Origin of the sequence: Cognatilysobacter terrigena, assembly GCF_004361065.1 — a bacterium.
GTDB classification, from domain to species: Bacteria; Pseudomonadota; Gammaproteobacteria; order Xanthomonadales; family Xanthomonadaceae; genus Cognatilysobacter; species Cognatilysobacter terrigena.
The window spans coordinates 18,551-39,306 of the sequence record NZ_SELT01000014.1 but is presented as its reverse complement, the minus strand read 5'-3'; the positions used below and the strand labels follow the sequence as shown (position 1 = coordinate 39,306).

At 68.3% G+C, this 20,756-nt stretch carries 25 protein-coding genes; 20 read left to right on the top strand and 5 right to left on the bottom strand.

All coding sequences use genetic code 11. The annotated features are described in order from the left end of the window. Positions 1–70: 70 nt before the first annotated feature. The 5 genes from EVS83_RS09580 to EVS83_RS09560 are packed head-to-tail and all read left to right on the top strand — an operon-like array spanning position 71 to position 3,063. A complete protein-coding gene (locus EVS83_RS09580) occupies positions 71–490 on the top strand; it encodes a YciI family protein (protein WP_133500821.1) in 420 nt (139 codons plus the stop codon). 25 nt (positions 491–515) lie between these two features. Continuing rightward, entirely contained in the window at positions 516–947 is a 432-nt protein-coding gene (locus EVS83_RS09575; RefSeq protein ID WP_133500820.1) for a VOC family protein, read from the top strand. 10 nt (positions 948–957) lie between these two features. Then, positions 958–1,368, top strand: coding sequence for a VOC family protein (locus EVS83_RS09570; RefSeq protein ID WP_133500819.1), 411 nt, complete (start codon positions 958–960; stop codon positions 1,366–1,368). A 4-nt stretch (positions 1,369–1,372) separates the two neighbouring features. Continuing rightward, entirely contained in the window at positions 1,373–2,635 is a 1,263-nt protein-coding gene (locus EVS83_RS09565) for an RNA polymerase sigma factor (protein ID WP_133500818.1), read from the top strand. Between the two features lie 53 nt (positions 2,636–2,688). Then, positions 2,689–3,063, top strand: coding sequence for a YciI family protein (locus EVS83_RS09560; protein WP_133500817.1), 375 nt, complete (start codon positions 2,689–2,691; stop codon positions 3,061–3,063). Here the strand turns inward: EVS83_RS09560 and EVS83_RS09555 are convergent. After that, complete coding sequence (locus EVS83_RS09555) at positions 3,060–3,392, bottom strand: Rieske (2Fe-2S) protein (protein ID WP_133500816.1); 333 nt, start codon at positions 3,390–3,392, stop codon at positions 3,060–3,062. The genes EVS83_RS09560 and EVS83_RS09555 overlap by 4 nt on opposite strands. A gap of 77 nt (positions 3,393–3,469) precedes the next feature. Here EVS83_RS09555 and EVS83_RS09550 point away from each other — a divergent pair, with 77 nt between their 5' ends. The 6 genes from EVS83_RS09550 (at position 3,470) to EVS83_RS09525 (ending at position 9,327) form a co-directional block, all read left to right on the top strand. After that, positions 3,470–3,775, top strand: a complete 306-nt coding sequence (locus EVS83_RS09550; RefSeq protein WP_246022844.1) for a hypothetical protein — start codon at positions 3,470–3,472, stop codon at positions 3,773–3,775. 2 nt (positions 3,776–3,777) lie between these two features. Next, on the top strand, positions 3,778–4,488 hold the full coding sequence (locus EVS83_RS09545) for a fumarylacetoacetate hydrolase family protein (RefSeq protein ID WP_133500815.1): 711 nt from the start codon (positions 3,778–3,780) through the stop codon (positions 4,486–4,488). A gap of 16 nt (positions 4,489–4,504) precedes the next feature. Beyond that, the gene (gene mscL / locus EVS83_RS09540; RefSeq protein WP_133500814.1) at positions 4,505–4,930 is read left to right on the top strand and encodes a large-conductance mechanosensitive channel protein MscL; all 426 of its coding nucleotides are present in this window, start codon (positions 4,505–4,507) and stop codon (positions 4,928–4,930) included. A gap of 69 nt (positions 4,931–4,999) precedes the next feature. Further along, entirely contained in the window at positions 5,000–6,433 is a 1,434-nt protein-coding gene (locus tag EVS83_RS09535) for a M28 family peptidase (protein WP_133500813.1), read from the top strand. A gap of 62 nt (positions 6,434–6,495) precedes the next feature. Continuing rightward, entirely contained in the window at positions 6,496–8,235 is a 1,740-nt protein-coding gene (locus EVS83_RS09530) for an EAL domain-containing protein (protein ID WP_133500812.1), read from the top strand. Positions 8,236–8,301: 66 nt separating this feature from the next. Further along, positions 8,302–9,327 (top strand): sensor domain-containing diguanylate cyclase, encoded by a 1,026-nt coding sequence (locus tag EVS83_RS09525; RefSeq protein WP_133500811.1) that lies wholly within the window; start codon positions 8,302–8,304, stop codon positions 9,325–9,327. Here the strand turns inward: EVS83_RS09525 and EVS83_RS09520 are convergent. The 4 genes from EVS83_RS09520 to flgA all read right to left on the bottom strand — a co-directional run bounded on the left by EVS83_RS09520 (position 9,316) and on the right by flgA (position 12,017). Next, entirely contained in the window at positions 9,316–10,485 is a 1,170-nt protein-coding gene (locus tag EVS83_RS09520) for an ATP-binding protein (protein ID WP_246022842.1), read from the bottom strand. The two genes, EVS83_RS09525 and EVS83_RS09520, sit on opposite strands and share 12 nt — an antisense overlap. Positions 10,486–10,562: 77 nt before the next feature. After that, complete coding sequence (locus EVS83_RS09515; protein WP_246022841.1) at positions 10,563–10,928, bottom strand: flagellar protein FlgN; 366 nt, start codon at positions 10,926–10,928, stop codon at positions 10,563–10,565. Between the two features lie 3 nt (positions 10,929–10,931). Next, on the bottom strand, positions 10,932–11,246 hold the full coding sequence (gene flgM, locus EVS83_RS09510) for a flagellar biosynthesis anti-sigma factor FlgM (RefSeq protein WP_166636863.1): 315 nt from the start codon (positions 11,244–11,246) through the stop codon (positions 10,932–10,934). A 99-nt stretch (positions 11,247–11,345) separates the two neighbouring features. Then, positions 11,346–12,017 (bottom strand): flagellar basal body P-ring formation chaperone FlgA, encoded by a 672-nt coding sequence (gene flgA, locus EVS83_RS09505; protein WP_246022839.1) that lies wholly within the window; start codon positions 12,015–12,017, stop codon positions 11,346–11,348. A gap of 115 nt (positions 12,018–12,132) precedes the next feature. On the opposite strand from flgA, the gene EVS83_RS09500 reads away from it, so the two are divergent. From EVS83_RS09500 to EVS83_RS09460, 9 genes are all read left to right on the top strand, one after another. Beyond that, positions 12,133–13,074, top strand: coding sequence for a chemotaxis protein (locus EVS83_RS09500; protein WP_133500808.1), 942 nt, complete (start codon positions 12,133–12,135; stop codon positions 13,072–13,074). A gap of 953 nt (positions 13,075–14,027) precedes the next feature. After that, the gene (flgB, locus tag EVS83_RS09495) at positions 14,028–14,399 is read left to right on the top strand and encodes a flagellar basal body rod protein FlgB (RefSeq protein WP_115645148.1); all 372 of its coding nucleotides are present in this window, start codon (positions 14,028–14,030) and stop codon (positions 14,397–14,399) included. A 13-nt stretch (positions 14,400–14,412) separates the two neighbouring features. Then, positions 14,413–14,820 carry a flagellar basal body rod protein FlgC gene (gene flgC / locus EVS83_RS09490; RefSeq protein ID WP_133500807.1) on the top strand — a complete coding sequence of 136 codons (408 nt, stop codon included), beginning with the start codon at positions 14,413–14,415 and terminating at the stop codon, positions 14,818–14,820. A 19-nt stretch (positions 14,821–14,839) separates the two neighbouring features. Further along, positions 14,840–15,496, top strand: a complete 657-nt coding sequence (locus EVS83_RS09485; protein ID WP_133500806.1) for a flagellar hook assembly protein FlgD — start codon at positions 14,840–14,842, stop codon at positions 15,494–15,496. Positions 15,497–15,531: 35 nt separating this feature from the next. Further along, positions 15,532–16,755, top strand: coding sequence for a flagellar hook protein FlgE (gene flgE / locus EVS83_RS09480; RefSeq protein ID WP_133500805.1), 1,224 nt, complete (start codon positions 15,532–15,534; stop codon positions 16,753–16,755). Positions 16,756–16,990: 235 nt separating this feature from the next. Next, positions 16,991–17,737, top strand: coding sequence for a flagellar basal body rod protein FlgF (locus EVS83_RS09475; RefSeq protein WP_133500854.1), 747 nt, complete (start codon positions 16,991–16,993; stop codon positions 17,735–17,737). Positions 17,738–17,749: 12 nt separating this feature from the next. Next, on the top strand, positions 17,750–18,535 hold the full coding sequence (gene flgG / locus EVS83_RS09470; RefSeq protein ID WP_133500804.1) for a flagellar basal-body rod protein FlgG: 786 nt from the start codon (positions 17,750–17,752) through the stop codon (positions 18,533–18,535). A gap of 9 nt (positions 18,536–18,544) precedes the next feature. Further along, a complete protein-coding gene (locus EVS83_RS09465; protein ID WP_246022837.1) occupies positions 18,545–19,312 on the top strand; it encodes a flagellar basal body L-ring protein FlgH in 768 nt (255 codons plus the stop codon). A gap of 181 nt (positions 19,313–19,493) precedes the next feature. Further along, a complete protein-coding gene (locus tag EVS83_RS09460) occupies positions 19,494–20,591 on the top strand; it encodes a flagellar basal body P-ring protein FlgI (RefSeq protein ID WP_425456092.1) in 1,098 nt (365 codons plus the stop codon). Positions 20,592–20,756 lie beyond the last annotated feature (165 nt).

Here is a 20,756-nt window from a genome sequence, read left to right as displayed (position 1 = left end):
AAATCGAGGTTCCCCGTTCGTCGTACCCCATGAAGGCCGGCAATGACGCCGGCCGACCGGAGAGACGACGATGCGCGTGATGGTGATCGTGAAGGCCAGCAAGGCCTCGGAAGCCGGCGAGATGCCGAACCTCGAACTGATTCAGGCCATGGATCGCTTCAACGACGAGCTGATCAAGGCCGGCGTGCTGCTGGCCGCCGAAGGCCTGAAGCCCTCGTCGCTGGGCTTCCGCCTGACGTTCGACGGCGACGCGCGCCGCCTGCACGCCGGCCCGTTCACCGAGACGCACGAGCTCGTGGCCGGCTTCTGGCTGTGGCAGGTGCGCTCGATGGACGAAGCGCTGGAGTGGGCGCGTCGCTGCCCCAAGCCGCATGCCGATGGCGGCATCCTGGAAATCCGCCCCGTCTGGGAGATGGCCGACTTCGATGCGGCGACCGACGAACTTCGCGACAGCGAAGCCCGCAAGCGCGCGCAGCTCGCGCAGAACTGATCCCGCCCACCCAAGGAAACTGACCATGCAACTGATTGCCTACCTCGCGTTCGACGGCAACTGCCGCGAAGCCTTCGAGTTCTATCGCGCCGCGCTCGGCGGCGAGTTCGTCTACGTGGCGACCTTCGGCGAATCGCCGATGGCCGCCGACATGCCGCCGGAGACGCACGACCGGCTCATGCACATCCATCTGCAGGTCGGTGGCGCGGCGCTGATGGGGTCCGACGGCGGTGGCGGTGAGGGCTGCGAAGCCAGCACCGCCGCGGGATCGACCACGGTGAACATCTCCGTCGACACCCCGGACGAGGCCGAGCGCATCTGGGCGAAGCTGTCCGAAGGCGCGCAGGTCACCATGCCGCTGGCACCGACGTTCTGGGCACAACGCTTCGGCATGCTGAAGGATCGCTTCGGCAAGCCGTGGATGGTCAACTGCCCGACCGCACAGCCGCCGCACTGAGGACACCGACATGAGTCATCCGCTCTATCTCAACCTGCCCGTCACCGACGTCGCGCGCACCAAGCGCTTCGTCGAAGCGCTGGGCCTCGATATCGATGCGAAGTTCAGCGGCGAACAGGCGGTCTGCGTGCCCCTCAACGAGGGCGTGCAGCTGATGTTCCTCGCGCGGCCGATGTTCCAGTCGTTCACGAAGAAGACCGCGGGCGACCCCATGACCTCGACGCAGCACTTCCTCACGCTGTCCTTCGATTCGCGCGAAGCCGTCGACGAGTTCCACCAGCGCGCCGTCGACGCGGGCGCCGTCACGGAGCACGACGCCGAGGACTCCGGCTTCATGTACCAGCGCGCGTTCAACGATCCGGAAGGCCATCAGTGGGGCTTGTTCTGGATGGACGCGTCGCAGATGCCGCCGGCGGCGTGAACCGATGACGAGCGACGCCGCGCGCCAGCTCGAAACCCTGTGGCGGATGGAATCGCCACGGCTGGTCGCGCGCGTCGCCCGCATGACCGGCGACGTCGGCGTCGCCGAAGAACTGGTGCAGGACGTGCTGGTGCAGGCGCTGCAGCGCTGGCCCGTCAACGGCGTGCCGGACAACCCCGCGGCGTGGCTGATGACTGCGTCGCGCCATCGCGCGGTCGACCACCTGCGCCAACGCGCACTGCATGGCGAACGCCAGCGGGAGTACGCCGTGGAACTCGACCTGCACGATGCCTCGCGCGACGGAGGCCCGGAGATGCACGCGCACGACGACATCGGCGACGACCTGCTGCGGTTGATGTTCGTCGCCTGCCATCCGGTGCTGCCGGTCGATGCGCGCGTCGCGCTGACGTTGCGACTGCTCGGCGGCCTCTCCGTCGAAGAGATCGCACGCGCGTTCCTCACACGCGACGCCACGATCTCGCAGCGCATCGTCCGCGCCAAGCAGAAGCTGCGGGAGGCGCACGTTCCGTTCGAAGTGCCGCGTCGCGATGAATTGCCGGAACGTCTCGACGCCGTGCTGCAGGTGATCTATCTCGTTTTCAACGAAGGCTATGCCGCGACGGCCGGCGACGATCTCGTGCGACCTGCGCTCTGCGAAGACGCGATGCGTCTGGGCCGTGTATTGGCTGGACTGATGCCGGATGAATCCGAAGTCCGCGGCCTGGTCGCGCTGATGGAGCTGCAGGCGTCGCGCCTCAATGCGCGCACCGATGCCGACGGCAACGCCATTCTCCTCGCCGATCAGGACCGCCGCCGCTGGGACCGCACGCTGATCCAGCATGGTCTCGCCGAACTCGATCGCGCGATCGCGCTCGGCGGCGCAGACCGTTCGTACACGTTGCAGGCGTCCATCGCGGCCTGCCACGCACGTGCGGCCTCGACCGACGCCACCGACTGGACGCGCATCGCGACGCTGTACGCGCAGTTGTCGGACGTGACGGGCTCGCCCGTCGTTGAACTCAATCGCGCGGTCGCGGAGTCGATGGCGTTCGGGCCGGAACGCGCGCTCACCCGCGTCGACCGTCTGATCGAGGACGGTGCGCTCGGCGATTACGCGCTGCTGCCCGCCGTGCGCGGCGATCTGCTGGACCGCCTGGGCCGCGCGGCCGAAGCGCGCATCGAGTTCGAACGCGCGGCGTCGCTCATCCGCAACGCGCGCGAGCGCCGCGTGCTGCTCGATCGCGCGGCACGCTGCGGGGCCGCGTGACAGCCGCCGTCCGCTCGCGCAGCATGTCGGTGACCGCCGCCCGGACGCCGCCCATGCAGTTCCTCCTGCTCGTGTACATCGACGACGAACGCCTGTCCGAACTCTCGGACGACGAATTTGATCGCCACATGCACCACTGCTTCGTCAATGCGGACGAACTGCGCACCGAAGGCCGGCTGCTGCAATCGCAACAGCTCGAGCCGCCGGCCAGCGCACGCACCGCGCGGCATCGCGACGGCGCGGCGCGCATCAGCGACGGCCCGTTCGCGGAAACGAAGGAATTCCTCGCCGGCTTCAACCTGATCGAAGCGGCGGACATCGACGAGGCGGTGCGCATCGCCGAATCGATGCCGTGGACGCGCTACGGCGCGATCGAAGTGCGCCCGGTGCGCGATATCGACGCCGTGCGTCGTCGCGTCGGCGCCTAGTCGGGCAGCCGCACCTCGCCGTCGTCGACCTGCACGTCGACGCGGCGCAGCGAATCGCCCTTGCACGGACCCGCGACGCATTCGCCCGACGGCAGCGAGAACGACGCGCCGTGCGCCGCGCAGACGAGCAGCCCCTCGCGCGTCAGGAGGAACTTCCCCGGCGCCCAGTCCAGCCGCCGGCCGGCATGCGGGCAGATGTTCAGGAAGGCGTCGACGCGGTCGCCCGTGCGCAGGACGATCAGCGACTCCGGCGCGCCATCGATCTGCGCTTCCGCCTCGGACGGTTGACCGTCGACGAGGGCGTCGAACGAAACGAGAACCTGGCTCATCGGATTAACGCTTCCCTCACACCCCACCGGAAGGAGCGCCGGATACTCCGTCGCTCGCAAGACCCGGTCAGTTTCTCATGCGCCTTTACACCCTGCTCCGCCTTTCCGACCTGCTCGGCCGCGCCGAACGCCCCGCACGCGGCGTGTTCCGTGCCGTGATCGAGCCGCGCAAGCCGCGTCATCGCCTGTTGCGCGTCGTGCTCGCGCTGTTCGGCCTCGCGCTGCTCGCGGCGTTCCTCGTCGTGGCGGTGGCCGTGGGCGCGGTGATGATCATCGGTGGGCTGGGCTGGAAGCTGCTGCACCGCACGCCCCGGGCGCCGCGCGATCCGCGCGTGCTCGACGGCACGTATCGCGTGGTCACGCGCCCGCTGCTCTCGCGCTGAGCATGGCCGACGTCGTTTCCGCCCCCGCCCCGGTCCGCATTCCGGTCGACGGCACCTCCGACCATTTTCCTGTCCGCCGCATCTACTGCGTCGGCCGCAACTTCGCCGACCACGCGCGCGAGATGGGCGCGGCGGTGCCGACGTCGAAGGCCGACCGCGGCACGCCGGTGTTCTTCCTCAAGCCGGCCGATGCGGTCGTGCTCGACGGCCAGGTGCCGTATCCCCCCGGCACGAACGACCTGCATCACGAGGTCGAACTCGTCGTTGCGCTCGGCAAGGACGCGCCCGCCGGCGAGATCGACCCCGCGAACGCGTTGGATCTCGTGTTCGGCTACGGCGTCGGCCTCGACCTGACGCGCCGCGACCTGCAGGGCAATGCGAAGGCGAAAGGCCTGCCGTGGGATATCGGCAAGGCGTTCGATCATTCCGCGCCGGTCAGCAAGCTTGTGCCCGCCGCACGCGTCGGTGACTACACGCAGCGCTCGATCTCGCTCGACATCAACGACCAGCGCCGCCAGCACGGCGCGCTGACCGACCTCGTGTGGACTGTCGAAGACATCCTCCACGAGCTGTCGAAGCTCTACGCGCTGAGAGCGGGCGACCTGATCTTCATGGGCACGCCCGCCGGTGTCGCCGCGCTGGTGCCGGGCGATGCGTTCCACGCCACGTTCGACGACCTCGCGGTGCTGGACGGCCGCATCCTGCCCGCCTGATTCCGGAGACCACCGCATGCGATTCCTCGACGAGTTCAAGGCCTTCATCGCACGCGGCAACGTCGTCGACCTCGCGGTCGGCGTGGTGATCGGCGCGGCGTTCGGCAAGATCGTCAGCGCCCTGGTCGACGGACTGGTGATGCCGGTCATCGCGATGGCCACCGGCGGCGTCCGCGTCGACCAGTGGAAGGTCGTGCTCAAGCCCGCGGTGCTCGATGCAGCGGGCAAGGTGGCGACGCCCGAAGTCGCCTTGAAGTACGGCGCGGTGCTGCAGGCTACGCTCGACTTCCTGATCATCGCGTTCGTCATCTTCCTTGTGCTGCGTGCGTACAACCGCCTGCGCAGGCCGTCCGAGGACGCGCCGGCCGCGCCGCCGGAAGACGTCCTGCTGCTGCGCGAGATCCGCGACGCGCTGAAAGCCAAACCGGTCACATCACCATGACGAACGTCACGGCCGCCAGCGACTGACGCATTGCTACGCTCCGGGGTTTCCCCGAGCAGGTTCGACGCAATGCGCACCCGGATGATCGTGGCGGCACTCTCCCTCGCCCTTGCGTCGCTGCCCGCGCTGGCCGCGGACGCCGCCAAACCGGTGCGCATCCCGGACGCCGCGATGGCGCAGGCTGCGAAGCTGCGCGAGGCCGCGTTGCAGAGCGATCTTGCCTACCGCATCACCGAATCGCTGACGACGGAAGTCGGCCCGCGCATGGCGGGCAGCGAAGCGGACCCGCGCGCCGTCGAATGGGCAAAGGCGAAGTTCAAGTCGCTGGGCTTCGACAAGGTCTGGACCGAGCCGGTGACGTTCCCGAAGTGGGAGCGCCGCAGCGAGAGCGGCATGATCCTCGGCGCGCACTCGCAGCCGATGAAGCTCACCGCGCTCGGGGGCAGCCCGGGCGGCACGGTCGAAGGCGACGTCGTGCGCTTCACCGACCTCGCCTCGCTCGAAGCGGCGCCCGCCGGTTCGCTCGTCGGCAAGATCGTCTTCATCGATTTCCAGATGATGCCCAAGCGCGGCGGCGACGATTACGGCATGGGCTCGCGCATCCGTTCGCGCGGCCCGAACGCCGCGGCGCAGCAGGGCGCGATCGGTTACGTCATGCATTCGGCGGGCACCGACTCGCACCGCATGCCGCACACCGGCATGACGCGCTTCGACGAGGGCGTCAAGCCGATCCCGGCTGCGGCGCTGTCGTCCCCCGATGCGCAGCAGCTGTCGCGCCTCGTCGCGATGGGCCCGCAGAAGATCCGCGTCGCACTCGACTGCGGCTGGAACGGCGAATACACCTCGTACAACGTGATCGGCGAAGTACGCGGCAGCTCGAAGCCGGACGAAGTCGTGGTCATCGGCGGGCATCTGGATTCGTGGGATCTCGGCACCGGTGCGATCGACGACGGTGCCGGCGTCGGCATTTCGATGGCGGCCGGCGCGATGATCGCGAAGCTTCCGAAGCATCCGGCGCGCACGATCCGGGTGGTCGCGTTCGCCAACGAGGAGCAGGGCCTGCTGGGCGGCCGCGCCTACGCGCAGAAGCACCTGCCCGACATCACCAAGCACCAGATCGGCGCGGAGAGCGACTTCGGCGCGGACCGCATCTACGGCTACGCCAGCAATCTCCCGGAGAACGCTCGCGAGGCCGACGAGCAGATCCTGTCGGCGCTTGCGCCGCTGGGCATCACGCGCCTGGAGAACGGCAAGGGCGAAGGCCCGGGCTCGGACATCGGCCCGTTCGCGCAGCTGGGCCTGGCGTGGGCGTCGCTCGCGCAGGACGGCACGCGCTACTTCGACCTGCACCACACGCCGGACGACACCTTCGACAAGATCGACCCGGCGCAGATCCAGCAGAACGCCGCGGCGTACGCGGTGTTCGCCTACCTCGCCGCGTCAGCGGACGGCAGCTTCGGCAGCGCGCCGAAGGCGCCCGAGACGCCCGCCGCCGGCCACTGAGCCCCGCCGCTTCGTTCGCGCGGGCGCTGCGAAGTGCCCGCGCGACCGCCTAGACTGCGGGCATGAGCCAACGCTACGACGAGTACGGCAGCGTCCCGGTCGATCCGGTGACCGGCATCTACCGCCTCGGCGCGAACGGCCCGGCGCTCGCCACCGCCATTGCCGCGGCCGCAGCGACGCGACGCAAGGTCGCGCTGCTGCACATCGACGTCGACATGTTCGGCTCGATCAACAGCAACATGGGCGAGACGGTGGGCGACCAGGTGCTCGCCGCCGTCGCCCAGCGCCTGCGCAACGCGATGCCGGCCGATGCGTGGCTGTGGCGTCGCGGCACCGACGAGTTCGTCGCGGGTATCGGTTATCGCGAAGGCGAGCCCGACGGTGAAGCGCTCGCCGAGCGCCTTCGCGACGCGTTCGAAGTGCCGCTGTCGATTCCGCCGTACACGTTGCCGATCACGATCTCGATCGGCATTGCCGTGTTCCCGGATCACGCGCAGAACGCCGCGGCGTTGCTCGCCACCGCCGAACACGCGCTGCGGCATGCGAAGCAGACGGGCCTCGACAACGTCGGCCTGTACTCGGGACGCCCCGACCGCGGCCCGATCAACGATGGCTTCGCGCAGCGCTTTGCGGACGCGTTCGACCGCGATGAATTCCGGCTGTTCTACCAGCCCTTCGTCAATGGCCACGACGGCTCGCTTGCCGGCTTCTCCGCGCTGCTGCGCTGGAATTCCGAGAGCAACGGGCTGCTGCGTCCGAACCGGTTCCTCGACATCGTCGAACGCGTCGGTCTGTCTGCGCGCCTCGGCTCGTGGGTGGTGGAAGCGGCGGCGCGACAGCTCGCGCAATGGCGCGACGAAGGCATCGACTACCTGACGATCTCGGTGCACCTGCCGACGACGCTGCTGTCGCAACCCGACTGCCGGGATCGCATCGGCGAACTTCTGCATCGACTGAACCTGCCCGGCCGCGCGCTCGAGTTCGAAGTACCGGAAGGCGCGCTGTCGCTCGATGCGCGACACACGTACGAAACGCTCGTCGGCCTGCGTGAGCTCGGCGCGTGCCTCACCGTGCAGGACTTCGGCCTCGGTGGCCTGTCGTTCGCGGCGCTCGCTCAATACCCGCTCGACCGCCTCAAGATCGATCGCAGCTTCATCCGCAACGTCACCAGCGATACGCGCTCGGCGGCGATCGTGCGCGGCATCATCGCGATGGGCCATCGCCTCGACATGAAGGTCTGCGCGAAGGGCGTGGAGAGCGAAGCGGAACTCGGCTTCCTGCGCCGCAACCACTGCGACTTCTTCCAGGGCTACATCTTCAGCGCGCCGCAGCCGGCGGAAGCGCTCGGCGAACTCATTCGCAAGCGCTTCCTGCTGCCCGAGGCGTTCGCGCAGACGCGCCCGGAGCGCACGCTGCTTCTGCTCGACGACGAGGAGAACGTGCTGCGTTCGCTCGTTCGCCTGTTCCGTCGCGACGGCTACCAGATCCTCACCGCGAACTCGGTGCGCGAAGCCTTCGACCTGCTCGCCGCGAACCGCGTGCAGGTGATCGTGTCCGACCAGCGCATGCCCGACATGAGCGGCACCGAATTCCTCGGCCGCGTGCGCGATCTCTATCCCGACACCGTGCGCATGGTGCTGTCGGGCTATACCGATCTCGCGACGATCACCGAAGCGGTGAACCAGGGCGCGATCTACCGTTTCCTCACGAAGCCGTGGAACGACGACGAGCTGCGCGAACACATCCAGGCCGCGTTCCGCGCCCACGAGCGGCGCGAAGCGGGCGAGCAAGTCGGCTTCTAGGCCGCTCACCTGCCTCTAACGGCGAGCCGGTAAGGTCGCGCGCTCCGCGTCCTGCCGCACGGAGCCATGGGTCAACGCCTCGCGCAATTGGCGGAACTGGTGTCGAGCGCCCGAACGGGTGAGGACCTCGTACGCCCGCTGCTGCGCCTCCTCGTCCATTCCACGGGCATGCAGACGGCATTGCTCACCGAGCCCGATGTCGAGCCGGGCATGCAACGCATCGCCTACGTGCACGACGAAGGCATGGGCATTCCCGAAGGCATGCGTCTTCGGTGGACGGACACGCTGTGCAAGCGCGCGTTCGACGAAGGCCGGCTCTACGTGCAGTGCGCCGGTACGCCGTTCGCGGATCTCTGGATCGCGCGCGAATACGGCATCCGCACGTTCATTTCGGTGCCCGTGCGCGTCGGTGACGAGATGCTCGGCACGTTGTGCGCGATAAGTCCGCACGAGGTGTCGATGACGACGAACGCGGTGTGGATGCCCGATGTCATCGCACGCCTGATCGGCGAGTTCGCCGCACGCGAGCGGCTGGTGCGCGAGTCCGAGGCAGCGCAGGAGCGCATGACCGCGCTCGTGCACAAGGATCCGCTCACGGGCCTGCCCAACCGCGAATACGTCCGCGAGACGCTCGCGCGCATGCTCGCGTGGGCGCAGCGCGACGGCGTGGTCCTGCTGGTCGGCTTCATCGATCTGGACGACTTCAAGGCCGTGAACGATCGCTACGGCCACCGCATCGGCGATCTGTTCCTCGTGGCGATGGCGGACCGTCTGCGCGCGTCGCTGCGGCGCGCCGACCTGCTCGGCCGCATCGGCGGCGACGAATTCATCGTGGTCGCGCCGGTGGCGAGCGGCTCGGGACCGCGTGCGCGCGACGTGCTGTGCAACTGGCTGACGCGGCGCGCGGTGGCGTCGTTCAACCTCGACGGCATCCCTGTGCGCAGCGGCGGCGCAAGCGTCGGGCTGGTACAGGCGAATCCGGAGGACGATGTCGATCAGGTCATCGCACGCGCGGACGCGGCGATGTACGAGGCCAAGCGTGCGCGCCGCGAACGCGCGGCGCCGGATGCCGACGAAGGCTCAGGCCGCTGACAGTTCGACGGGCTGCTTCACCGGCAGCACCACGCGGAACGTCGTGCCCTGCCCGACCGTGCTCTGCACTTCAAGGCGGCCGTTGTGCTTCTCGACGATGCGGTACGAAATCGCCAGCCCCAGGCCCGTGCCGCGCCCGATCGGCTTGGTGGTGAAGAACGGATCGAAGATCCGGCCCAGCGCTTCCTCGGGAATGCCGCAGCCCGTGTCGGCGATGCTCACCCACGCTTCGTCGTTTTCCTGGCCACAGGCGAGCGTGATCACGCCGCGCTCGGCGATGGCCTGCCCGGCGTTGATCAGCAGGTTCATGAAGACCTGGTTGATCTCGGAGGCATGGCATTCGACCAGCGGCATGTCGCCGTAGATCTTCTCGAGCTTGACCTTGTACTTGAGGTCGTTCCACACGATGTTGAGCGTGGATTCGAGGCCCTTGACGAGGTCGGACGGCCGCATCGTCTCGTTGCGGCCGACGTGCGAGAACTCCTTCAGGTCCTGCACGATGCGCGTGACACGCTCGATGCCTTCGCGCGATTCGTCGAGCAGCTGCGGCAGGTCGCCGAGGATGAAGTCGATGTCGAGCTTCTCGCGATGCGCGCGGATGTCGTTGCGATAGATCAGCGGATCGGGCGCGGCCAGCGCGCTCGCATACGTCTCGATCATCGCGAACAGCGCAGAGACATATTCGCGCAACGTGCCGAGGTTGCTGTGCACGTAGCCGATCGGGTTGTTGATCTCGTGCGCGACGCCCGCGGCGAGCTGGCCGATCGACGCCATCTTCTCCGACTGCAGCAACTGCTCCTGCGCGCCGGCGAGCGAGCGATAGGCGCGTTCGAGTTCGTCGTGCCGCTGCTGCAGCTCGCGCTCGCGCGCGCTGCGCGCGGAGATGTCGGTGATCGCGACGAAGCGCAGGCCGGCGTTCTCGCCGCTGCCGCAGAACACCTCGACCGCCAGCATCACGTCGTCGCGCACCTGCACGTCACGGCGGGCGTGGCCCTGCGTGCAGGCGATCGCCCAGTCGTCCTCGGTGGCGAGCGCGAGCAGACGCTTCAAGGCGTCGGGATTGTCGTTGGCGGTCGGTTCGAGCCGTGCGGCGAGGCGTCGCGCGCTGGCGTTCGCGTAGGCGAGTTCGCCGGTGGCATCGAGCAGAAGTACGGCCATCGGGGCGACGTCCGCCGCCCACCGCATCTGCGCGGTCCAGGAATGGGAAATTACGGGTGTCGAAGTCTCGTTCGCGCTCATCCCACGCCCAGGCATCGCGACTGCGGGCGAACGCCCGCCTGACCTCCGGCATCGTACACGCCGGAGCTCTCCACGCGACCCATGTGGCGCAGCGCCCACGACACCTCGCGGCGTCGACGGGCGAGCAGGATGCCGTTGGCGCGATTCAATTCGCTGAGCGCACTGACACGCGTGGCGTCGGCGTGGCCCGGCTGCATCGTTTCGGCGCGTCGCAGGGCCGCGATCTTGGCCTGCGTCGAGCGCAGCAGCGCGTCGGCGTCGTTCTCGAGCAATGCCTGCCGCTCCTCCTGCAGTGCACGCTCGAGCGCATCGAGCGCTTCACCCACGTGGGTGGACGGTGCATTGAAGGCGGCGGCGAGCATGGCTTATCCCCTCATCTGGCGCTCGAGCGCGACCAGTCGATTCGCGATTTCCTGCGGATTGATCTGGTAGCTGCCGTCGGCGAGCGCATCACGCACGGCATTGACCTTCGCCATGTCGAGCGGCGCAGCCTGGCCGAGCTTCGATTCCACGGCAGCCTGCAGGCTGGTGGCCTCACCGGTCAGGCGCACGCTGTCCGTCGCCGGCGCGGCGACAACAGGTTTCGAACGGTCGGTGCCCGCACGCGCCACGCTGGGCGACGCTGCGGTATCTACGACCCGGGCCGGGGGCGGGCTCAGGCCATCGATCTTGCTGGTCATGGCGAACTCCGGGATTGAGCGGTCAGGGCCGGTAACGGCGCCCGGGGATCGGACTTGAGGCCCGGTCCACATTTTTTTGGCCGCGGTTCAGACGAGCGGTCATTGCAGCACTTCCACCACTCCGTCCGCGACCAGCCGGCCCCGCACGATCCGCTTCGATTCCAGGTTCTCCACCGCGACCACCGCCCCGGCCACTGCGCCCCCCAGCGCGCGGCCGCCCATGCGGACCTCGATCCCCCCGGCCCGCGACACGATCACGACCGGATCCCCGCGCTTCAGCGTCCCGGCGCCGTCCGCGAGATCCCCCGCCGTCACGACCGACCCCGTCGGCAGGGCGCGGCGGGCGACATGCCCCGCGACCTGCGACGGATCCGACATCCCCACCCCACTTCCATTCGCGACGTCCCGGCGCTGCACGGCGAGCTGCGCGGCGTCGATCGTCGAACCCGCCTGGACCGGCGCCGTGAGCACCACGACGTCGGCATCGCGGCGTACGCGTGCCGGCACCGTCAGGCGCCAGCCGCCCGCATCCGGGCAACGCACCTCCGCCATGCGCGGCCCCATCGCCACGCCCTGCAGCGGCTGGCTGCAGGCGGGCATGCGCACGGCGCTGTCGACGCGCGCCTCGACCTGCGCACCGTTGCCACCCAGCGCGGCTTCGGCGGCACGCAGGATGTCGGCGACCGGGGTCACGCTGCCGGCCGCATGCGCGGCCTGCGCGACGAGCACGGCCGCCAGGAGCATGGCGAACACCGTGTAGCGCAGCAGCATCGACAGGAGCGGGGAACGTCTCATGCCCCGGTCGTAGCAATCCGCGTGCCGGAGCCGCGACGAGGCGCACGCCGGCCGCGCTCAAGGACACGCCGAACAGGCCGACAACGCGTGCATGAGCCGCGACCTTCTCGACCGCATCGACCAACGCACGCGCCTGGCCGGCCACAACCGCCTTGCGCTCCTGCTCTTCCGGCTGGGTTCGCGTCAGCTTTTTGGCGTGAACGTGTTCAAGGTGCAGGAGGTCATCCCGCGCCCGCCGCTGTTCACGCTGCCGCAGCTGCCCCCGGCCTTCGCCGGCGCCGCAGACGTCCGCGGCCGCACGGTGCCGGTGCTCGACCTCGCCCGCGCCGTCGGCCATGCCGCGCCGGCGGGCAGCCCGGAGCCGCCGTATCTGGTCGTCACCGAGTTCAACCGCACGGTGCAGGGCTTCCTGGTGTCGGGCGTCGAACGCATCGTCAACATCGCGGTCGAGGACATCCAGCCGCCGCCGGATCTCGGCGGCGAATGCCATTACCTCACCGGCGTCACCCGCTTCCACGGCGAGCTGATCCAGCTGCTGGACGTGGAAAGCGTGCTGGCCGAGTCCGCCCCGCGCGCCACCGAAATCGCCGGGGTGCAGCCGCTCGCCATCAGCGGCGACGTGCCGCGCGAAGTGCTGGTGGTCGACGATTCGCGCGTCGCCCGCAACCAGATCCGCCAGCTGCTCGACCAGCTGGGCCTCAACGCCACCCTGCTCTCCGACGGCCGCCAGGCCCTCGATCACCTCGTCCAGCTGGCCGAAAGCGGCACCCCGCCGGACCGCCGCTACGCCATGGTCATTTCCGACATCGAGATGCCGGCCATGGACGGCTACACCCTGACGACGGAAATCCGGCGCGCCCCGGCCCTGCGCGGCCTGCACGTGCTGCTGCACACCTCGCTGTCGGGCGTGTTCAACCACGCGATGGTGGAGCGGGTGGGGGCGGACGACTTTGTTCCGAAGTATTCGGAGCGGGAGCTGGCGAGCCGGATCGAGGCGAGGATTTCGGCGTTGCAGCGGGCGCGGGCTGCATAAGGTCCGCCCGCCGCGTGGCGCGCGCAAGTTGCTGAAGTACAAGCGTTTCGACCGCTGACGCGGTCGAGTTACTTTCTTTGCTGGTGCAAAGAAAGGTAACCAAAGAAAGCACCTTTCTCGACGGATCTACAGCCCGCGACGTGAGGGCTCCTCGCGATCGCCACACTCGGCATCCTTCGGCCCGCCGCAGCGCGGCGGGCGCTCACCGGCGCGCAAACCTACGGTTTGCAGGCAGCGCCGGATCGCCAAGTGGCGACGGCCGACGTCCTGTCGGCCGCCCCTTCGGGGTCTTCACGATTCGGGTCGCAGGGCCAGTCTTGCGGTAGCTGACGGCCGCTTTGCGGCGTACCGCCGCTACGGTTGCTCGCTGCCTCGTCCTTCAAGACCCGCACCTAGCGGGACGCGAGGTCACAAAAGGCTCCGGCCGCACTTAAACGACAGCTGCTGGATCTGGCGGCAGCCCTGAACGGCAATAACCGGCTGGAATCCGCTTTCGGTTGCGACCTCAACAGCTGACGGCAATCGGGAAGACCCCGAAGGGGCGGCGCGCAGGACGCGCGCCGTCGCCACTTGGCGATCCGGCGCTGCCTGCAAACCGTAGGTTTGCGCGCCGGTGAGCGCCCGCCGCGCTGCGGCGGGCCGAAGGATGCCGAGTGTGGCGATCTCGATGATGTCGCCCGCTCGCGAGCTGTAGATTCGTCGAGAAGGTGCTTTCTTTTGGTCACTTTTCTTTGCACCGGCAAAGAAAAGTGACCCGGTCGCGTGAGCGAACGGAACGCCCTTGCTGTCGCTTCAGCCTCAGGCGGCGAGCCGGAGCCGCCAGCCACATGATCTCGACCAAGCGGCAGTAACCCACTGCCCAGCGTCCACGGCTCGGCCCCCAAGCGGCCGCCAGAACCCGCTGGCACACCCCTTGCCTAATCCCCTCCGACATCCCGCCCCCGGAGGGGCACATGGCCACCGAATCCTTCCTCGGCATCCACGGCACCGCCCTCGCCCTGCGCGAGCAACGGCTGCAGCTGCTGTCCGCGAACATCGCGAACGCCGATACCCCGGGCTTCCGCGCCCAGGACATGGACTTCACCAAGGCGCTGACCGCCGCAATGGCGCCGGCCGCCGACGCCGTCGGGACCGATCCCATCAACGCCGCCGCGACCGGTGCGCAGTTCGATGCGCCCTCGTCGCAGCCCAGTCTCGACGGCAACACCGTCGACGGTGAGCGCGCGAAGGCCGCGTTCGCGCAGGCCTCGCTCGAGTACCGCGCGACGCTCAACTTCGTCGAATCGAAGGTGCGCACGATGCTCACCGCGATCACCGGGCAGTGAGGACGCATAAGCCATGAGCAACCTGCCCATCTTCGACGTCGCCGGCAGCGCCATGGGCGCGCAGCAGGTGCGCCTGTCGACCGTCGCCTCCAACCTCGCCAACGCCAACTCGGTGTCCGGCAAGGCCGAGGACACCTTCCGCGCCAAGATGCCTGTGTTCGAGGCGACGCCTGTCGAAGGCGATCCCGCACTCGCCGGCGTCAAGGTGCAGACCGTCACCGAATCCAACGCCGCGCCGCTCAAGCGCTACGAGCCGGGCAATCCGCTCGCCGACGACAAGGGCTACGTGTACGCGCCGGACATCGATCCGGTCGCGCAGATGGTCGACATGATCTCCGCCTCGCGCAGCTACCAGGCGAACGTCGAGGTCTTCAACACCGCGAAGGAGCTCGCGGTCGCAACCCTCAACCTCGGCCGATGAGCCGTAGAGGACTTTCCGCATGAGTACCGTGGGCTCCACCACCGACGCGTTGTCGTCATACGGCGTCACGCCGCTCAGCAAGAAGGAGACGCTCGGCCAGGCCGACTTCCTCAAGCTGATGACCGAACAGCTCAAGAACCAGGATCCGCTCAAGCCGCTCGACGGCACGCAGATGCTGGGCCAGCTCGCACAGTTCTCCACCGTGCAGGGCATCAACGGCATGCAGGACGCGCTGGGTTCCGTCGCGAATGTCATGGAGTCCGACCAGACGCTGCGCGCCGCATCGCTCGTCGGCCACGACGCGCTGATCGACACCGACACCGTGCAGCTCGATGCGGGCGCTGGCATGAGCGGCGAAGTCGTCGCGACGTCGTCCGGTCCGATCACGCTCGAGATCACCGACGCATCCGGCCAGATCGTCGACCGCGTGCCGATCGAAGCGAACGGCGCCGGCAGCGTCGCGTGGCAATGGGACGGCAAGACGTCGAGCGGCGCAACCGCGCCCGCCGGCACGTACACGATCAAGGCAACCACAGGCACCGGCGCGTCGACGCAGGCGCTGTCGACGCGCGTGTCGTCGCACGTCGACAGCGTGTCGATCGAAGCCAACGGCCTGATGCTCAACCTGCGCGGCATCGGCCCGCAACCGCTTTCCTCCGTCCGCCGCATCGGCTGACCCGACACGTCGCACGCATATCCAGGGGTGATTCCATGAGCTTCCGAGTTTCGCTGAGCGGCATGAACGCGGCCCAGTCCGACCTCAACGTCACGTCGAACAACATCGCCAACTCGAACACGACGGGCTTCAAGCAGTCGCGCGCCGAGTTCGCCGATGTGTATCCGACGTCGGCCTACGGCCTGTCGAAGAACACGATCGGCGCGGGCGTCCGCCTGCAGCGCGTGGCGCAGCAGTTCTCGCAGGGCACGATCGAGAACACCGGCAAGGCGCTCGATCTCGCCATCAACGGCAAGGGCTTCTTCACGCTGTCCGCGAACGGCACGACCGTCTACTCGCGCGCCGGCAACTTCGGCACCGACAAGGACGGCTTCGTCGTCAATCCGTCGGGCCAGCGCCTGCAGGTGTATCTGCCGGACGCCAGCGGCAGCGGTTTCGACATGGGCCGCATGTCCGACCTGCAGCTCGATTCCGGCGATTCGCCGCCGCTCGCGACGTCGAACGTCGCCGTCGGCACGAACCTGCCGGGCAACGCGAGCGTTCCGGTGACGGCGACGTTCAATCCGGCCGATCCGACCTCGTACAACTACACGACGTCGATGACCGTGTACGACTCGCTCGGCGCATCGCACAGCCAGTCGCTGTACTTCGTCAAGACGGCGAACCCGAACGAGTGGCAGGCGTACACGACGATCGACGGCACCGCCGTCGGCGGCGCGCAGACGCTGCAGTATTCGACCACCGGCACGCTGACTTCGCCGGTCGCGCCGGGCAACATCACGCTGCCCGCGTACACGCCGACCACCGGCGCCGCGCCGATGAACATCACGCTCAACGTCGGCAACTCGACGCAGTACGGCAGCAACTTCAGCGTCGCCGCACTGACGCAGGACGGCCACACGACCGGTCGCCTCACCGGCATCGAAGTCGGTTCGGACGGCGTGGTGCAGGCGCGCTACACCAACGGCGTGTCGACGCCGCTGGGCCAGGTGGTCGTCACCAACTTCTCGAATCCGCAGGGCATGCAGCCGCTCGGCGACAACGCGTGGGCGGAGACATCGGAATCCGGCCAGCCCATGCGCGGCGCGGCGGGTACGGCGGAATTCGGCAACGTGCAGGGCGGCGCGCTCGAGTCGTCGAACGTCGACCTCACCGAGCAGCTCGTGAACATGATTACCGCGCAGCGCAACTTCCAGGCGAACGCGCAGATGATCACGACGCAGGACCAGATCACGCAGACCGTGATCAACATCCGCTGATAAAGAGTTTCCTCGGGGGAGGAAATGGGATCGGCCGCCCGCGGTTTGGGGCGGCCCTTCTTTTTTTGATGGCCGCCGTGCAGCAACGCGCATTCGCGTTCGGACGTCGGCGACGCGGCGCGGCGCGGCGCATCCGCTCCATCACATCGTCCAAGCGGCCGTCGCACACCCGCTGGCACATCCCTTGCCTAAGGCTTGTATCGGCCCGAGCCGCCTGCCCGCAGGGCTTCGCATGATCGACAAGTCGCTCTACATCGCCATGACCGGCGCCAGCGCTTCGCTGCGCGCGCAGGCCAGCGTCGCGCAGAACCTCGCGAATGCCGACACCGTCGGCTTCCAGCAGCAGCTGGTGGCGACGAAGGCCGCGCCCGTGCTCGGCCAGGGGCTCTCGTCGCGCGTGGCGACCGTGCCCACGATGGCCGGCGTCTCCAGCGCCGCGGGCCAGTTGATCAACACCGGCAACGAACTCGACGTCGCGCTGCACCAGGATCGGTGGCTCGCGGTGCAGGCGTCCGACGGCACCACCGCCTACACGCGCGCCGGTGACCTCAAGCTCACCGAGAACGGCCTGCTCACCACGTCGAACGGCCTCCCCGTGCTCGACGCCGGCGGCGCACCGCTCTCCATCCCGCCGTACCAGACGCTGACCATCGCCGGCGACGGCACGATCTCGATCGTTCCGCAGGGGCAACCCGCGTCGACGATCACCGAGTCCGGCCGCATCAAGGTCGTCGAAGCGAAGACGTCCGACCTCGTGCGTGGCGACGACGGCCTGATGCGCGCGAAGCCGGGCGCGGAGGATCCGCCGCAGGCCGCGGGCACGTCGCTCGTAAGCGGCGCGGTGGAAGGCAGCAACGTGAACCCGACCGACATGCTCGTGTCGATGATCCAGTACAGCCGCCAGTTCGAGATGCAGGTACGCGTCTTGCAAAGCGGTGACGAGAACGCCCGCAGCGGCAATTCGCTGCTCTCCTCGAAGTAACAGAGAACCGTCATGACACAGGCTTTGTGGATCGCCAAGACCGGCCTCGACGCGCAGCAGACGCGCATGTCGGTCATCTCCAACAACCTCGCGAACGTCAACACGACCGGCTTCAAGCGCGATCGCGCGAACTTCGAGGATCTCCTCTATCAGACCGTTCGCCAGCCGGGCGGTTCGACGTCGGAGCAGACGCAGCTGCCCTCGGGTTTGCAGATCGGTACCGGCGTACGCGTCGCATCGACCGCGAAGAGCTTCGCGCAGGGCAATCTTTCCAACACGGGCAACGCGCTCGATGTCGCAGTGAACGGTCGCGGCTTCTTCGAAGTACTGATGCCTGACGGTACGTCCGCGTACACACGCGACGGCTCGTTCCAGATCAACTCGCAGGGCGAGATGGTCACGAACGAAGGCTATCCGGTGCAGCCCGGCATCACGCTGCCGCAGGGCACGCAGAGCGTCACCATCGGTTCGGACGGCACGATCACCGCGCAGGTCGCGGGCCAGGCCGCACCGGTGCAGGTCGGTTCGCTCACGCTCGTCGACTTCGTGAATCCCGCGGGCCTCGAAGCCAAGGGCGAAAACCTCTACGCCGAAACCGGTGCCAGCGGTCCGCCGCAGCAAGGCAATCCGGGCACGTCCGGCCTCGGCACGCTCGTGCAGGGTTCGGTCGAAGGCTCGAACGTCAACGTCGTCGAAGAACTCGTGTCGATGATCGAGACGCAGCGCGCGTACGAAACGAACGCGAAGGCGATCTCCACCGTCGACAACATGCTCGGCTATCTCAACCAGAACCTGTAAGGCTTCGCGATGAAGACGCTCGCCCTCCTCTGCGCCCTCGCCTCGCTCACGGGCTGCGCCACCGCCATGGGCGACGTGCGCACGTTCCAGCAGGATCCGTCCGTGCCGACGTCGCAGCAGATCCATGCGCAGATGGCCGCGCAGACGGCGATGCGTGCGCAGGCGCAGCAGCCAGCAATGCAACCGGTCGCGATGGTCACCACCACCGGCGACGGCGGCGGCTCGATCTACAGCAACGCGGGCGCGACCGGCACCAAGACGATGCGTCTGTTCCAGGACAACAAGGCGCGCGACGTCGGCGACCTGCTGACGATCATCCTCGTCGAAACGACCACGGCGTCGACCAAGACCAGCACCGCGATCAACAAGCAGTCGAGCATCGATCTCGCCGCGCCGACGATCGCCGGCCAGTCGGTCACGTACAAGGGCAAGAACATCCTGCAGGTGGGCGTCGACGGCAAGCGCGGCTTCAACGGCGCGGGCGACACCAAGCAGAGCAATTCGCTGGACGGCACGGTGTCGGTCACCGTCGTGCAGGATCTCGGCAACGGCAACCTGCTCGTTTCGGGCGAGAAGAAGCTGCGCCTGAACCAGGGCGACGAGGTCGTGCAGTTCCAGGGCGTGGTGCGCACGTCCGACATCTCCGCCGACAACACCATCAGCTCCGAGCGCGTCGCCGACGCGAAGATCGTCTACGGCGGGCGCGGCCCAGTGTCGCGCAGCAACGCGATGGGCTGGCTGGATCGCTTCTTCAACTCCGCGCTGATGCCGTACTGAGGCCGCGACGATGAACCTTCTCTCGATCTGGCGTCGACTGGTGCAGCAGAACACGCCCGTCGCGATTCCGCGACCCGCGCCGGGCTTCGCGCCGCTCACGCGCGTGGCCGATCCGTTCGAACTCGACGCCGCGCGCGATGCGGAATTCGGTGTCACGCGCGCGCCGCTGCGCCGCGCTGCGATGCCGCGTTTGCAGATGCTGTTCGCGGTCGCCGCGATGCTGCTGGTCGGCTCGCCCGCGCACGCCGAACGCATCAAAGACCTCGCGCAGATCGCAGGCGTTCGCGGCAACCCGCTCGTGGGCTACGGCCTCGTCGTCGGTCTCGACGGTTCGGGCGATCGCACGTCGCAGACACAGTTCACCGTGCAGTCGTTGAAGTCGATGCTCGACCAGCTCGGCGTCACCATCCCGCCGGGCGTGAACCCGCAGCTCAAGAACGTCGCTGCGGTCGCGATCAGTGCGGAACTTCCGCCGTACGCAAAGCCGGGCCAGAACATCGATGTCACCGTGTCGTCGATCGGCAACGCCGGTTCGCTGCGCGGCGGCACGCTGCTGATGGCGCCGCTCAAGGGCGCCGATGGGCAGGTCTACGCGGTCGCACAGGGTTCACTCGTGATCAGCGGTTTCGGCGCGGGCGGCAAGGACGGCTCGCGCATCCAGGTCAACGCGACCAACGCCGGCACAATTCCGAACGGCGCGATCGTCGAACGCGCGGTGCCCGGCAATCCGCAGGGTGGCGCGGTCACGCTCAACCTCAACGATTCCGACTTCACGACCGCTGCGCGCATCGTCTCCGCGATCGATCGCACGTTCGGCCCGGGCCACGCGCGTGCGGTCGACGGTGTGACCATCGAGATCTCGCCGCCCGCGATGGATCGCATCGCGTTCCTCGCGCAGCTCGAATCGCTCGACGTCTCGCCGGGCGAAGCCGCGGCCAAGGTCATCGTGAATTCACGCACCGGCACCGTGGTGATGGGTGGCAACGTGAGCGTGATGCCGGCGGCGGTGTCGCACGGCTCGCTCACGGTGTCGATCACCGAATCGGCGCAGGTCAGCCAGCCGAACGCGTTCGCGGGTGGCGGCACGGCCGTCGTCCCGCAGTCGACGATCCAGGCGACGCAGACCGGCGGCCGCATGTTCAAGTTCGAGGGCGGCACGTCGCTCGACGCGATCGTTCGCGCGGTGAATGCGGTCGGCGCGGCGCCGGGCGACATCGTCGCGATTCTCGAGGCGCTCAAGCGCGCCGGCGCGCTCAAGGCCGAACTCGAAGTCATCTGACGCCGGATTTCCGACGGTCATTCGCTGAATACGAACAGCCGTCACATCGCGCACCCGCCAAGGAAAGCGGACGCCGCGCCGATAACGGCGTGGAGACCGCCGCTTCGCCCGATTTTCCCGTTCATCACGCTCGACCGCAGGAACTCCCGCCCACCGGCACACCGC